The organism is Enterobacter cloacae complex sp. FDA-CDC-AR_0164 (assembly GCF_003071645.1).
Lineage (GTDB): Bacteria > Pseudomonadota > Gammaproteobacteria > Enterobacterales > Enterobacteriaceae > Enterobacter > Enterobacter ludwigii.
This window is the reverse complement of the sequence record NZ_CP028950.1, coordinates 2123748-2138081: the sequence shown is the minus strand read 5'-3', so window position 1 is coordinate 2138081 and position 14334 is coordinate 2123748. Positions and strand designations below refer to the sequence as shown.

20 protein-coding genes are annotated in these 14334 nt (G+C 54.0%); all 20 read right to left on the bottom strand.

Going from position 1 to position 14334, the window contains the following annotated elements; all coding sequences use genetic code 11:
* Nucleotides 1-2: 2 nt before the first annotated feature.
* Complete coding sequence (locus tag AM410_RS10575; protein ID WP_108647797.1) at nt 3-551, bottom strand: baseplate complex protein; 549 nt, start codon at nt 549-551, stop codon at nt 3-5.
* Nucleotides 523-1248 (bottom strand): hypothetical protein, encoded by a 726-nt coding sequence (locus AM410_RS10570; protein ID WP_078774171.1) that lies wholly within the window; start codon nt 1246-1248, stop codon nt 523-525. The genes AM410_RS10575 and AM410_RS10570 overlap by 29 nt, the downstream gene beginning before the upstream one ends.
* Complete coding sequence (locus tag AM410_RS10565; RefSeq protein WP_108647796.1) at nt 1238-1771, bottom strand: tail fiber assembly protein; 534 nt, start codon at nt 1769-1771, stop codon at nt 1238-1240. Before AM410_RS10565 ends, AM410_RS10570 begins: the two co-directional genes overlap by 11 nt.
* A complete protein-coding gene (locus AM410_RS24110) occupies nt 1768-4116 on the bottom strand; it encodes a phage tail-collar fiber domain-containing protein (protein ID WP_236900117.1) in 2349 nt (782 codons plus the stop codon). Before AM410_RS24110 ends, AM410_RS10565 begins: the two co-directional genes overlap by 4 nt.
* A gap of 9 nt (nt 4117-4125) precedes the next feature.
* Entirely contained in the window at nt 4126-4713 is a 588-nt protein-coding gene (locus AM410_RS10555) for a hypothetical protein (protein ID WP_063435122.1), read from the bottom strand.
* Nucleotides 4706-5890, bottom strand: coding sequence for a baseplate J/gp47 family protein (locus AM410_RS10550; RefSeq protein ID WP_078774169.1), 1185 nt, complete (start codon nt 5888-5890; stop codon nt 4706-4708). Before AM410_RS10550 ends, AM410_RS10555 begins: the two co-directional genes overlap by 8 nt.
* Nucleotides 5887-6216, bottom strand: coding sequence for a DUF2590 family protein (locus tag AM410_RS10545; RefSeq protein WP_044857199.1), 330 nt, complete (start codon nt 6214-6216; stop codon nt 5887-5889). Before AM410_RS10545 ends, AM410_RS10550 begins: the two co-directional genes overlap by 4 nt.
* The gene (locus AM410_RS10540; RefSeq protein ID WP_078774168.1) at nt 6213-8525 is read right to left on the bottom strand and encodes a phage tail tape measure protein; all 2313 of its coding nucleotides are present in this window, start codon (nt 8523-8525) and stop codon (nt 6213-6215) included. The genes AM410_RS10545 and AM410_RS10540 overlap by 4 nt, the downstream gene beginning before the upstream one ends.
* Complete coding sequence (locus AM410_RS24340; RefSeq protein ID WP_409014059.1) at nt 8522-8665, bottom strand: DUF6890 family protein; 144 nt, start codon at nt 8663-8665, stop codon at nt 8522-8524. Before AM410_RS24340 ends, AM410_RS10540 begins: the two co-directional genes overlap by 4 nt.
* 47 nt (nt 8666-8712) lie before the next feature.
* Nucleotides 8713-8973 (bottom strand): putative phage tail assembly chaperone, encoded by a 261-nt coding sequence (locus tag AM410_RS10535; protein ID WP_044859343.1) that lies wholly within the window; start codon nt 8971-8973, stop codon nt 8713-8715.
* Nucleotides 8974-9092: 119 nt separating this feature from the next.
* A complete protein-coding gene (locus AM410_RS10525) occupies nt 9093-9461 on the bottom strand; it encodes a hypothetical protein (RefSeq protein WP_044859344.1) in 369 nt (122 codons plus the stop codon).
* Nucleotides 9461-9802, bottom strand: coding sequence for a M15 family metallopeptidase (locus tag AM410_RS10520; RefSeq protein WP_078774167.1), 342 nt, complete (start codon nt 9800-9802; stop codon nt 9461-9463). Before AM410_RS10520 ends, AM410_RS10525 begins: the two co-directional genes overlap by 1 nt.
* Complete coding sequence (locus AM410_RS10515) at nt 9799-10086, bottom strand: phage holin family protein (RefSeq protein ID WP_032657752.1); 288 nt, start codon at nt 10084-10086, stop codon at nt 9799-9801. Before AM410_RS10515 ends, AM410_RS10520 begins: the two co-directional genes overlap by 4 nt.
* 9 nt (nt 10087-10095) lie before the next feature.
* On the bottom strand, nt 10096-10551 hold the full coding sequence (locus AM410_RS10510; protein WP_044865384.1) for a phage protein: 456 nt from the start codon (nt 10549-10551) through the stop codon (nt 10096-10098).
* Nucleotides 10548-11675 carry a DUF2586 domain-containing protein gene (locus tag AM410_RS10505; protein ID WP_108647794.1) on the bottom strand — a complete coding sequence of 376 codons (1128 nt, stop codon included), beginning with the start codon at nt 11673-11675 and terminating at the stop codon, nt 10548-10550. The genes AM410_RS10510 and AM410_RS10505 overlap by 4 nt, the downstream gene beginning before the upstream one ends.
* Nucleotides 11672-12379 carry a hypothetical protein gene (locus tag AM410_RS10500; protein WP_078774165.1) on the bottom strand — a complete coding sequence of 236 codons (708 nt, stop codon included), beginning with the start codon at nt 12377-12379 and terminating at the stop codon, nt 11672-11674. The genes AM410_RS10505 and AM410_RS10500 overlap by 4 nt, the downstream gene beginning before the upstream one ends.
* Nucleotides 12376-12882 carry a phage tail protein gene (locus tag AM410_RS10495; RefSeq protein WP_078774164.1) on the bottom strand — a complete coding sequence of 169 codons (507 nt, stop codon included), beginning with the start codon at nt 12880-12882 and terminating at the stop codon, nt 12376-12378. The genes AM410_RS10500 and AM410_RS10495 overlap by 4 nt, the downstream gene beginning before the upstream one ends.
* Complete coding sequence (locus tag AM410_RS10490) at nt 12879-13331, bottom strand: head completion/stabilization protein (RefSeq protein WP_108648578.1); 453 nt, start codon at nt 13329-13331, stop codon at nt 12879-12881. Before AM410_RS10490 ends, AM410_RS10495 begins: the two co-directional genes overlap by 4 nt.
* A gap of 98 nt (nt 13332-13429) precedes the next feature.
* Complete coding sequence (locus tag AM410_RS10485) at nt 13430-13627, bottom strand: hypothetical protein (protein ID WP_044857463.1); 198 nt, start codon at nt 13625-13627, stop codon at nt 13430-13432.
* The gene (gpM, locus tag AM410_RS10480; RefSeq protein ID WP_078774162.1) at nt 13605-14333 is read right to left on the bottom strand and encodes a phage terminase small subunit; all 729 of its coding nucleotides are present in this window, start codon (nt 14331-14333) and stop codon (nt 13605-13607) included. Before gpM ends, AM410_RS10485 begins: the two co-directional genes overlap by 23 nt.
* Nucleotide 14334 lies beyond the last annotated feature (1 nt).

Below are 14334 nucleotides of genomic sequence, written 5' to 3'. Positions count from 1 at the left end.
GATTATGCCAGTGCGTCATTTACGGGCTTGAGTACGTTACTTTCAAACCACGTCAGTTTTTCTTCATCCTCGCCAGCAGCCTGGCCACCGTTCTGGCCGCCGCCACTTCCCGCCGTTTGCTTCACGGCTTTGGTTTTGCCGCTTGTCCTGGCCTCACGCTTTTCCTGCACGCTGATATGTTCGGTCAGGGTGAACGTAACCAGCCAGGACATACGCCCGTCCTGTGGCGGGGCGTCCAGGGTTCCGGTGAAAGTCGCCTCACGAAAATTCACAGCCCGCGCTGCCTCATGTGCAACGCGGTATTTCTGGCGCTGGCCGCTGGCATCCGTCGCGCTGCCTAGCTCAAATATACGGCGCAGGATCTCCGGATTTTTATACGGAATTTCACCAGATACGCGCAGCTCTTTGCCTTTGATGCCCTGCTCTGATTTGGTTGTGGCACTCGTCTGGCCGGACTGGTCTTTGTCCTGAAATTGCTGCGAAACGGTCACGCGCATGTTCTTCAGCAGAATTACTTCACCGTTAAGCGCCAGTGTCGGGTTCGATGTCATGTATCATTCCTTTTATGCCGTCGAGATTGTCGCCAACCAGCATCATGGCGGCGGTGTACACGGAGGACTGAAGCGGGATCCCTTTTACCAGCTCCAGAAGCGTGGACGGCAGATCGCCGCTGGCCGTAAATACCCATGCCCTGGCGCTTTTTCCCTGCAATTCAGTCAACCCGCTGGCAATGTCAGAAATCAGGCTTTCCCGTTGCTGTTTAAACTCCCCCATCAGCTTGTTTAAGCCCGTCAAATCCGCGACGGCTGCGGCTTCCTGCTGGGCTTTTTTCACCGCTGCGGCCGCCAGGGCTGTGCGGCTTGTAGGCACTGATAGCGGGATCGCCGCAGGTAAACTTTGACTGTATTTCGCCGGAATTTGCATTTTCTCCGCTGCCAGCTGCGCGGCGGACTGCGCCAGCCTCCGCACCTGGGTAAATGCCGGACTGGGGAACACATCCACAAGCTTATTCAGGCTGGCCATAAAGCTGTCGTGCGTCTGGCCAGAAACCATCATGATCACGATATCCGCCGCACCGCCCGTTCCGGCCAGTTTCTCAGCCAGGTAATTGATTGCGTTTACCGGGCTGAGATACGCGCCGTTTTCAGTCTGCTGTCCTACCCCGTACACCCAGGGATGCACCGGGATAACGGAACAATTCAGCGCGGCCACGGAATCACTGAACGCAATTCGTGCTTCACGCCACATTGCCAGGCACCTCTGGCCAGTCAATATCCGGCGCTGCGGTAACGTCTACCCGATTTAACAGCACGCGGTAAATTTTCCATACAGGTAGAAGTGCATTTTCCTCGGCTGTCGCCATGCCCAAATCTACAGAGTCCTGCAATGTAGAAATTGCCGTGGTAGCTGCATTCATAAGGCGCGTTTTCTGGGCTTGCGCTCTGGTTTCAATTTCATCCTGACTCAATTCCCGCGCAGTAATTTTCTTACCATCAAATATCCACTTACCTGCACCAACTTCAAAGCTATCAGGTAAATTTTTGCTTTCAATCTCGGCCACAGAACAATTAATCGGCCAGAGCCGTGATGCATCCATTTCAGCGCAACAAATCACTCCATCAGAATCAAACATTATCTTGAGAGAGTTCTCACTAAATTCCTTTTGTGCTTCATACCAGTCCATTCCCTCAGCAGAAAGCAGAAATAATACATTCTCCGGAAGGTCGTCCGCCTTCGGTAAGTAAGAAGTAAAATTTTTAAATATTTTCATGACTGAGCCACCGTATACCATGTTCCGTTAATCTGCTTTTGCAATGGACGCATCACAATATAATCGCCATCACCATCGACTTGTCCCTCAATCTGAAGCCCCGTTATAACGTTACCTGAAACTTCATACATTCTTCCCCTGGCCATTACTTGATAACTTCGTGCCCCCAGGCGGAAATCCTGAAGATATCGCGCGTTGCTTTCTGCTTTTGTATATGCCTCGCCAGCTGGCGTATAACTTCCCTTCGGCTGGAAGCGTCCGTCACTTTCTGCTTTGGTATAGGCCTGTCCTGCCGGGGTGTAACTCCCTTTTGGCTGGAAACGTCCATCGCTCTCAGCTTTGGTATACGCGCCCGTTTTCGGCATGTACCCGGCATCGGTCTGGGTTTTTGTGTAATAACGGTAATCAAAATTCGCAAAGTTACCCGGAATTAATTGCCCTGGTGCGGAAAAGTTTCCGTTAGCGTCCCATTTATAGCTAATATCTCCGCCGCCGCTCCCCTTCATATGCAGGTGCCACGAAAGTGCATCACCGCTAACCAGAGTTCCCATTGAAAAAGCCCAGGAGTTAATACCAGGAATACTTGCCTGTTGTTTTATTAGAGGGTGGTATTCACTTCCGCCTGTTGTTGAAAAGGTGTTAAAGAATGGCGCTTTCGTTCTATATTGTTCTGCAAAAGCAAATGCCCCACTATAACCCGCTGTAATTTCCTTTGTCGCATCAATAGTATTAATTACGCTTAATGGAGTATCTGACTGTAACGCACCAGTTGCGAGACTAACCCGTAATGGGCGAATCGCGTTATAAGTTCCGTAAGCATCCCCTTTATTGGTCAGCATCAGATAAAGATTATTGCCGTCATTACGCCAGAATGTGCCGTAATCACCATATGCGATACGAAAACCATTTGCGTATGCCGACTGGACTTCGGCATTAACTTTTAATGTCCCGGTCATGGTATCGCCGCTTTTATTAACAGCATTAATATCAGCCGGAGACGGTTTATTTGCCGCGTCATACTGCTTTGTCCACGCAGTCCAAACGCCACTGTATAGCGTTCGGATGTATGAGCGGGAATTGCTATAAATCCTGTAAATCTGCGTGATTCCGGCATGCTTATAAACCTCAAGCGAACCAGCAGCACTCTCCGGGTAGTTCCTGCCAGTTTGCGCCTGTGCGTTCGCTGCCTGGTAATACAGTCCCGGAGTGGTGAAGGTGTTCAGGTCAGCAGCATCACCAATCCCAACGGTCTGCCCGTTGAAAATATCCTGCGCAGTGATACTGATATCAGTACTCAACGCCCGGCCATTTACCTTGCGGCCGGACGGAACGCGCCCATTTGCATTGTCATTTGCAGCTTTAACTGCTTTTGGTGTGGCCGCAAGCGATTCTGAAACACTATCCAGGGCGCTGCTGAGTTGCGTAAACCCTTTAGCTGCCGTGGTAGCGTCCGGATGATTACGCGACTGCTCATGTTTTTTCAGCGCATCACTGGCGGTCTGTTCGTTAAGCGTCCCCTTAGGGCGCAGATCGGTAATATTGCCGCTTGCATCGATACTGGCCACGGCAAAAACATAGTGCTGCACACCGTTCTGCACATAATCAGCCAGGCTACTCGCCACGGTGATTTTGCTGGCCACGCCCCAGGCACTCGTCAGGGTTCCTGTCCAGGCCACATCCAGCCAGATTTTTACGGGCGTGGTTGCAACCGTAATGTTCTGGTTAGCTTCCAGCTGCGCACGTAAGCCCCGGACATATCCCGCCCCGGCAGTAACGTAAAATTGCGTGCCGTTTTTTGCTACCAGGTAGCCATTCCCCAGGAAAGCCGCCGCGCCGTAAAGGTCAATATTCTCCAGGCGCTGGCGTTCATCCATCGCGGCCATACGGGCGGTGAAGTCAATCTGCCAGGTTTCCGCTGGTGTGTTGATTCCGGTTTCAGCCTGTGCGCCGTTATACTCCATCAAAAACGAACGGGTGAGAACATTACCCTGCTGACCATCTTTCGTTTTCAGCTTCTGCTGTAGGGGTGCATGAACAATCATGGCCAGCGTGTTGCTCGCCTTGTTAATCAGGCCAATCCAGTTAAACGAAAAATCGCCCACTTCCGCGCCCAGTACAACGGAGTGAACCACGGCATTTTCATTCACAACACCTTTACGACTGACGGCCTGGCGGTGAACGATTTGCGCGGCAGGGGGCAGCGTTTCGCTGCGGTCAATCGGTTTACTGGCATCCAGCCCCGGCACGTTGGCAAAAACAAACTCATCCAGCAGAACGGGTTCACCCGTAACGGCCTGGCTGGTTTTCCACTGCTCAAAGGCCAGTGTGATCGCTGTCTGTGACATAAATTCTCCCTATAAACTCGCGCTAAACGTTGCGCCGCTGGCATCCGTGCTGCTCAGGCGTGCCGGATAAACCACGTATTCCCCCTGATCCCATCCCGCCCTGATAGCCAGGCTTTCAGATGTGATCACTTCAAACTGATAACGGCGGCAGGTTCGTCCGTACTGCCGGATTATCTGAATCATCAGCTGCGTGTTGTCTGCGATCTGGCTGTCCGTGACGCGCACCATGATCACGTCCCAGTCAATGTCCGGCTGGCGTTCAACCAGCTCCACGTAACCAATTCCCAGCCGCGCAAAAATATTAATGAATCCTTCAACGGAACCCGCATCACGGGCATTGATGAAGGCAAAGGCTACGCGTTTGCGGTACAGGCTCAGCGGCTCGCCACTGAAGCGGCTTATGTCGCGGTCATACGCGATTAAATTGAGTACCGGCTCAATGCAGGTCAGCGGATCAAACTGCCGTAATGGCCACGTGATCCAGCCGTATACCTCAGCCCAGAACCTCCGCGCCGTGCGCAATAAAGCCAGTGGCTCACCTTTATTCATCCAGGACGGCAACGCCATGCTGGCCAGCTTTTTAAGAAAATCAGTCATCTTTCAGACTCACCGTTAAGGAGTTAAGGCGCGGGACGCTCAGATCGCTTGTTATATCCTTCAATGAAAACTCAATGGAATCCGACTCCGGGAAGGTTTTGTGCACCTCCCGCCCCAGCTGCGAAAACGAAAAGCGGGAATATGGCCATGTCTTTTTCACGTCATAATCCGTGTTTTCCCTGAAGGCACAGCGGATCAAGTTTTCAATCCCTTTTTTCAGCGCGTCCTGTTGTTCCGCCTCCAGGTTGCTCAGGTTTCTGACATACACCGTCACGCTCAGATCGTGACGGGTTTCCGGCATGGCAAAACACTGCATATCATCCCCGTGGCCGTGGTGGCCTTGCGTGTTGATGTAGTCATTAACGGCTTCAATAAACGGCTCAGACGTTACCCCGCTGTCCAGCAACAGATACGCGTTTGCTGTACCCGGACCACGTGGCGCATCATGCAGAAAGAAAATCCGATCAATGCTCAGTCCGGCCACACTGGCAATCATCGAACGGTAAACCGCGTCCGTGTGATAGTTCCCCACCAGGTTGAACTGATTCCGGCAGCGCTCGCGCAATTCATCATCACTTTCTTCGTCCGCGCCCGGAACGGTCAGCCAGTCCTCTTCACTGGCCACATGGCTGATACCGTCCACGGCCACGGGCAGAATGCGGTAATAACCCGGCGCAAGGTTGAACGCCCCGCCTGTTCCAGTGGCTTTGACGGAAAGCAAAGCACTTGCCGTGCCGGACGGGATCACCACATCGGCCACGGTGGCCATAGCGTAAATTTTGCCGTTTATTCTTTCTGTCTGAACAACCGTTCCAGCCATCACGGTAACGGCCTGTTTTGAATCTTCCTTGTAAAAGCGGATCACACCTTCCGCAGCGCTGGCAGGTTTAGCCGTGACGTTCACCGCCCAGGCCAGCAGACGCAGCATCTGTCCACCCGCAGTGGCCACAAACATATTGGTCATGACCACCGAAACCAGCGCATCCTTCAGCCACATCACTGGCGCGGTCACAATGGCGGTAATGAGCCGCCAGAACGGAGACATGCGCGATGTGTTAGTAATCAGCCCTTCCTCTGCGGCGATGGCATTGAAACGGGTGCGCGCCGCCTCTTCCGTAACGGGCATCCCGCTGGACTTCACCACCTCTTCAAAATCCACCTGCGGCTTTTCCGTCATAGCTCCACCTGCGCCGATATTCCGCCAAAGTCATACGTGCTCGCCGTTATCCATAACCGCTTCTGACTTTCCTCACTCACTTCCACCGTTCCCGGCACAATGCGTTCATCCTCTTCAATGAGCAGCTCCAGCTGCGTGAAGATATCCGCGCGTAAAGTCGGGCTACGTTCGCCAACCAGCTGCGTGGCCAGACCGCTTTCCAGAATGCTGTGGATAATGTCCTGCCCGATACTTTTGCGGTTATTACACAGCTCAGGCTCTTTTCCGGTATTCAGAACGAAATTACCGTTTTCAATCAGCAGATCGATGTAAAGCAAATCACTCATGGGTTTAGCTCCTGCCACTCCTGCAATTGTCCCGGTGAAAGCGTTTCTTTCGGATAAATATTCACCGTGTCAATTTTGCGGCTGTTGTCCGTAACAGACTTAGAATTACTGTTTATGGTTTTACTGATACCGCCGCGCTCAATGCCTTTCAGCTCCCCGCCTGTTAAAAGTACATTGGGGGCGATTGCTGGCGGCGGCTCCGGTAATAACGTGTTTTGCGTTAAGTGCTGCGTAATATTCCCGCCATACTCAACCTGTTTTATTTCAGGTGAAGTGATCGCAGTCTGTTCAATTTGTTTAGGATTAAAGGGTATTCCCTTTTTAGCTCCCGAACCTGAATCAGCAGCCAGGGCAATATCTACGCCCGGAATTTTATTCAGCTTTTCAATAATCCAGTTGTACGTTCCGGTAAATGAACCTTTCAGCGCGTCCCACAGTTTCCCGAACACACCACCGATCACACTGGCCATTTTTTCAAATGATGCGACAGGAGAATTAATATCAAAGGCGTTAACCACATCACCCCAACCCTCAATAATGATCCCGAACATCTCAATGACCGTCTGAATGGAACGATAAACCAGCTGAAACGGAGTCAGAACCAGGCCAACCGCACCCGCCACGACACGACCAAAGGTTTCCCCCGCGCTGGTCACGCCAGCCAGTTTTTCCCCGGTCATTTGTACCGGGGAAAGCAGGTTGCCAAACCAGCCAAACAGCGTTTTCACGCCGTTCCAGACCCAGCCCACCGCCGTGGCGATGCCGCTGAAAAGCCCCTTAAACGGAGTCAGTGCGCCACTGGCCTGGCTGAAACCACTGATAAAACCGCTGACGAACGCCTTAATCGGCTGCCAGAATTTGATAACCGCCAGCACCACGCCAGCAATAGCCAGGGCAACGGCCGCTATCGGGCCGATCATCAGCAAGAACGAGGCGGAACCCGCACGGGCGGCGATACTTGCCGCCAGGAGGGTGGCACGTAAACGACGCAATCCGGCAGTAAACAGCTGTGTTACAGCATTACTCGCGAGCATTGCCAGGCGATTAAGTCCCAGCAGTCTGGCCATAGGTGCCAGCACCTTCGTTACGCCCATCATCACAAACGTATTAACACCCATCACAATATTGGCGATGGCTCCCACGGCGGCAAAACTCAGCAGTGCCAGTGCGGCATAACCCACCACCCGTGCAATATTGGGAAACAGCTGCATCCAGCGGGCAAAGGTCTGCCCCATATCCGCCAGGCGATTCAGCAGGGGATAAAGCACCGGGATCAGCGTCAGCCCAATAACGGTTTTAATGGCCGTCAGGATGGCAATAAAGCGATCCCACGGCTTAACCATTTTGGCCGCCATTTCCTGGGTACGTTTCAGCCCGTCAGCGCCGCCCAGCTCGGTGATATTGCGCTGAAGCAGCGCCACGTTGCCATACAGCTGTTTAACCACCGCCGAACTGTCCCCAAAGGCTTCATCCAGCTCCGCCTGTGCCTTCAGGTTCCCTTCCAGGCTCTTGCCATATTTGCCCTGTAGCTTCGTCAGCATTTCAGGCATGGACAGCATTTTCCCGGTAGCGTCGGTGAAGGACAGCCCCAGCTTTTTAGCGCCATCAATCGCGCCCGTCATAAAGCCTTCGTAAGCGCTGCTCGCTTCCGTTCCCAGCGTGCGGCTCAGTTGCCCCAGCACGGCCAGCTGTTCATCCAGCCCGACACCATAGTTTGTCCCCACCCCGCGCGCGCCTTCCATCAGGTCTTTGATAGTGGCCATTTCCGCGCCGAACGTCTTGCGCATGTAAACCATCTTTCCGGCCAGCTGTTCAGCAAACTGCACTTTGCCCAAGCGTGCGGCATCAGACGCAAAGTTACCGAACATCTGCCCCATGAACTCCGACGTTTCCGCCGCGGTTGATTTCATGGCAAACGCCAGGACGTTGGCGACTTTGGTCACTTTCGGCAGTTCATTCCCGGTCAGCCCGGCGATGGCCGCATTGATTGATTCAGTGGACTGCACAAACTCCACCGCGCTGGCTCCGTATGTGGTGCTGAACGCCAGTGCATCACGCTGAACAGTTTTAAGCGCAGAATTGTCGATGCCTTTTGCGGCCGCATCATTCAGCGCGTCATACATTTCAATGGCCGGAGACAATGCGCCTTTGATGGCCATTCCCGTTCCGGCCAGCGCCAGCACGCCGCCTCCAATCTGCATAAACGCTGCTTTTGATTTATCCGCAAAGCCGGTCACATTGTTCTGCACCTGTTTTAACGGGCGGGACAATTTATCGATCAGGCTTAATGTAAAATCTAACTGTTTCATTCAGCGCCTTTAAAAGCAGTGCCTATTCCGTTTGCCGTAGCAATACGCATGTTTTCCCAGTAACGATTATCCAGCCAGACAGCGGCGGCAATATCATCAATGGAATCTTCCCCGTGGGGTAAATAATGACGGCGTAAAATTAAATACTGATCGAGTCCGTTTCGCTCAATAGCCCGGACTCGCCTTGTCAGTTTTTTACTTCAATTTCCAGCTCTGGTGCGTAAATTTCATTTACTTTGCCCGTCAACTGCAACGCAGCACCGGGATGTTTCAAGATTTCCGTCAGCGCGTCTTTACTTTCTGGTTCAACAATACGCATAAGATAGCTATGCGCCGGGGCAACTTTGTTATCCATCGCCATTTCATTAATGAATTTGTTATAGGCGGTCTGGTTTGGTGAAAATACAATGGTTTTACCACACACGGATAATTCAATTTTCTGTTCCATTTAATACACTCTCTCGTTTATTCATTTCATCAATCAGCGCGTTATGACGTGCTGCACACACAGAATATAAATCCTGATATTCAATAGCAGGGGCAGCAATATCCGCCCCGGTATTACCTTTAATGCGCGGAAGATTTTCCGTTGGGCATTTTCGCTTCAGATTTTCCTGATAGGGTACGTTCGGTATTGTCGACGGTTGCGTTATACATCCGGATAAATTCATCAGACACGCAAACATTAGTGAATACCGGCTTAAGGATTTCCGTCCTGATTTCCTTCGGTCTGCCACTTTCCAGCGCCTCCAGCTTCTCTTCCAGTCCCCTGGCGGACTCGCTGGCAATCTCCATCATTGCCTTGCGGGACTTGTTACCCGCAACCTGTGCGGCGGAGTTGATCGCCAGCTCCAGACTGTCACGCCGCCAGTCAGCGGTCAGCCAGCCCCAGACAAACGCCAGCGCAACCACTACCAGCCACTGGCCGTTTGTCATCAGCGCACCCCGTTATGCTCCAGACTGAAGTGATTACCGTCCGGACGGGATTTAAAGCGGCCGCCCCACGTTCCGCCCAGCGATTCCCAGTATTCACCCAGCGGCAGATAATCAGCCGTGTCCGTTTTGTACTGGCCATTCACGAACAGGTTAAAATCCACGGCCAGACGCTGTGTGTGCAGACTGTTGGTGATACCGCTGCCTTTTTTAGCGTTCAGCGCCGCCTGTTCCGGCGTGCGGTACGCCTCGCCAAAAGTCAGGCGATAGCCATGCTCTTCAGCCCAGTTGATCAGACTGGCCACCATCACGGTAAACAGCTGCTGTTTTTCACTTAATGTCATAATTTACCCGCCCCTGCGTTAATCCCTTTACGTTTGAGCCAAAGCTCAACCCCCTGAAGTCCGGCCAGCCCCAGCGCTGAACCAATCCCCAGCAGCGCCAGAGGGTGCAACTCCGGAACCAGATACAGCGCCGAACCCGCAGCCACAGAAAGCGCACTCCCGACAATCACGCGCCCGATGGCCAGCCGCGCCGTAACAGGCTCATTGCTGGACAGTAACTTACCCAGCGCGATAAGCGCCCCCATAACCGCCAGCGTCAGTGCGCCTTTTTCGTACTCCTGCATCCCTGCCCCTTAACCGATCAGGTTTTCCGTGGCTTCCGCTTCCAGATACGGAACGCCGTTGATGTTTACGAACTTCGGACTGGTCACGAAATATTTGATTTTGTGCGTGGCCACGCTGCCGCCCTTCGGATCGATATCCAGCAGGTTACTCAGCTGAAGCTTGCAGCCGAATGTCTCCACCTTGACTTCCTCATTCCCCGCTTTCGCATAGAAGAGGAAATCCACAGGCTCAATACCGCGCCATGAACCCGCAGAGCGGGCTTTTGCTGTCAGTACACCCAGCACTTTGGAACTGACTTCAATTTCTCCCTCTGCGGCAACATCACCATCAACGTGGCCATCCGGCACACCACGGGTTTGCGCGGCGGCGCTGTTATCCGTGATATCGAGAGAAATTTTTTCAATGTGGATCAGATCGCCGTCAACATAAGCATCAAACGACATCCCCGAAATACGTTTGGTCATGCGGTGGCCTCCAGGCTGGCATCCAGTAACAGACTAATGGTGATTTGCAGCGGCACTTCCCAGGTGCGCACCACAATGTAAATCTCCACCGCCTTTTTGTTTTTCCAGACAATGGTGACATCACCATCCTGCGGCGGCTTCACCTCGCCGGGGAATGAAACCCCGTTGATGTTTGCTGCCGTGGACATTTCGCGCAGCGGCTTTGCAAACAGCGTCTGGTGTGCGGCAATGCTGCCCGGCGTGCTGTTCAGTGAACGGTCTGCAATTTTGCCGATGGCCAGCAGACGCACCCGGCGTGCGGCTTTATCGGCCACGCGCAGTGTTTCAATGGACTGATAATCGCCCCCTTCAACGTCCAGCGTGCGGCCGTCTGACCAGTAGAACCCGTCATAGTCCGGATACCACATCGGCACGCTGAAGCGCTGCGCCTCAAGCGCCTGAAGCGTGGCAAGCTCCAGCACCGCACCTGTGCCATCCAGCGGCAGTTCATCACTGCCCAGGCTGACAAGCGCTCCTGTTTTTACTCGCGCCGGGCTGTCAGCCACGGTAACGGCGCGGCTGCACAGACGGCCAGCCAGCACACCCGGCTCATTCCCCCAGAGGCGGGGAACCAGCTGCACCGCTTTTTCCGCAATGCCGTCCTGAAGGATGGACATACGCGCAAGGTAATCCGCCTGTCCCTCTTCATCCTGCATTCCCTGCGTGGCCAGAATGAACCACACCCAGCGGCCGTATTTGGCGATCAGATCCGCACGCAGCGTAATGGCCTGGTTAACTTCCGCCTTTGTGGAAATGTCATTGCACAGCACCACGCCTTCAACAGAACACGAGACCTGCGCGGCCAGCACCGCTTTAACCCATGCGTCCGGCTCGCTGTCAGCGGCCAGCACATGGACGAACCCCCACCAGTTCTGGCCAGCATTCGACATTGCCGTCAGCACATCCCGTTTTAACTGGCTGTCAGCCTCACCCAGAAGCGCGTCAAAATCGCTCTGGGTGTTTACTGCCAGCGTCTTGCCTGTGTTTTTGGTTCCCGTACCGATAAACAGCACCGTGCGTTCCACCTCATTGGTTTCACCCAGTAGCTGGTTTACCTGGTTAACGGTCACATTTGGCCAGGTCATGTTCTCCCCCTGATATCCTGCGCATTTACATCCCAGCCAAAGCCAATGGCCTGAAGCTGGCGTGCCAGCGCCTTGTTAAAGTCTTCATCACCCATTCCCAGAAATACGCGGGAAGGGAGATCGATAGTCCAGCTCGTTTTTACTGCCTTGCCGCTTAACTTCCGGATAAGCAACCCCGCCTGTGCGTATGGCATTTCGCTGGTTATTTCCCGGATAGTGGGCTTCTTCCAGCGCTTACCCCGGCGCACCCGGTAGCCCAGCGTACGCAGTTTTTTTCCCTGCGCAGCGGTGGCCATCTTGCCTGGCTGTGCCTTCCCTGGCTGGCTGGCGCGACTTACCCGGACGCGCATGCCGTTTTGCTGTGAATAGCCCACTGTGCCAGCGGGTACAGGTGTTTCCCCGTTCCGGTAGCCGCCACCTTGCAGATAGATCCGCACGGCCTGAATTTCAGGCATTTCCCGGATATGCAGCAGTTTCGGCATGTTGCGCAGCATCTTCCCTTTGCGCTTTGTTTTGCGTCCTGCCCAGGCTTCCCCTTCCGGCGTTTCCTGGTTCCGCACGTTGCGTTTAGCTGCGGCAATCACGCCGTATTTCGCCATTCGCCACAGCAGCCGCTGCCGTTTTTTGGGCGGCAGCTCCATGCTGGCCAGCGCCTTTTTCAGCTCCGCCAGCTGGCGCTTGTTAAGCTCCCCTCCGGCAATCACGACGCATCGCCCACAGGCGCGCCGGATTCATCCACGCCGTAAATCGTTGCGGTCAGCGCCGTCCAGATTTCCGGCTCAACCAGTGACCACCGCTTGCCCTGCCAGGGGATTAATCCCTTTTCGTCCTCACGGATCACCAGCTCTTCCGCCATGGGAACCGTCAGGACAATATCGGCGGTTTCTTCATCGGCCACCGACACATCCCACTGCGGATCCGCCTCAGTTACCCCGATTTCGTCCAGTAACTCCCGGTCTGCCTCATCGAGCCAGGCAGCCATCAGCGACATAAGCAGCTGCGGCGGACACAGGCGATACGGGAAACGCTCCCAGCTCAGTACCGCGTCATAACGAATTACCGCCTGGCGGTACTGCCCCAGCCCCATATCCTTTGCAGCCGGTACGAACTCCATTTCATCCACCACGCTGTCAAACGACTGCATCGCACGGGCTGGCACGTTGTCGGTAAAGAATGCCGTCAGGTTTTCAAGCTGTGTCTGATTCATACCTTTTTCACCGTTGCCCGTTTCAGTCCCTTAATGCGTCGGATCACCACCGAGGCTTCAGTCAGCAACCCGGCGCGGGTTTCCGTGCTTTCCTGGCCGGGGTGAGTATCGCGCCGCCCAACCGTGGCGAATTCCCCCAACAAGTCCGCTTTTGCTCTGGCGAAAACCGCCTTTATGTATTGCGCACAAAGGGCATTTAATTCCCCCATCCGTGCCCCCGGCGCGTCCTCTGCGCTCAGAATCCCCCTTGCCTTCCAGCTGGCTTCTACTTTTTCCAGCTCCGCATTCACCTCCGCCACGGCCGCCAGCAGAGCCTGGGCAACAGTGTCCGCGTCAACATCAGCCGGGATAGCTCGCTGTGCCTGAAAGTCCTTCAGGTTCAGGTCTGGCCAGAATCCTTCGTTTTTTAGCGGCTCGTCCTGATAATCAAGCGGCTTTCCACTAAACATGGCTCCCCCGAAAAAATAGGCGGGCTGTCCGGTTTCCACGGCGCAGCTTCACATCGTGTTTCTGCCCTCCACCGCGCCCGCCTGGCTTGCGGTAGTCTTTAAGACTGAACGGGTGTCAGCTCGTTTTCATCAAACCAGGAATCCACTGCGCGGCCATCTGCGGCCAGATAATGGATCAGGTACTGATTGCTGCAATTGACGTATTCAGCACGGGCTTTTACATGCCCTTTTTCACCACTGATCGTGACTCTCACCAACTGCCCCAACTCATGTTTAAACTTGATTACTGTTGCCATCTTTAAGCTCCTTTTCGAGACGTCGAATACGTGCGGCAATGGTCTGCCGCTGTGTCTTGACGCTGATTTTCAAATAATATTTTTCAGCTGTGGCCAACAATTCATCGGCTTTTTTTAGCGTGTCGATATCATCAACACCCGCCGCTGTTTTCTGGCCATCCTCACCGCGCAGCAGCTGCAACCCGGCGAACTTGTACCATTTCGCCGTCACCTGCTCATGCAGCCGCCACCTGGTGGCCACGTTCTCAAACGTGCGTGAAAAATATGGCTCAATGCTTTCCCCGCGCCCCGCAGACTCCTCCGCCCAGGCCAGCATCGTATCGGCCACGAACGTTGGGAAATTGCTGCGCAACCGTTCCGGCGTGGCCTGTTGCTGGGTAATAGCGATATCCGCCCATTCCAGCGCCTTATCCAGATCCCCCACGTCAAACAGCCAGATCACGCACCAGGCCAGAACCGGATTTGCATACACCTGACCGCTGGCCAGATACGCTTCCACAGTCGGAACCCATTTCGGCAGCAGCACGTTGCGCTTGTGCTCAACGCGATCAGCAATCAGCGGCAGGCTTCGTACCTGTTCCACGTCTGTTTCCAGTGCCTTAATCAACAGGTGCATGCTTTCCGTGGTACCAACGGCCAGGCTTTGCTTTAGCTTTTGTTCCATCGCAATGCGCTGGTTATGACGCTGCGCGGGTGAAAGAGACATT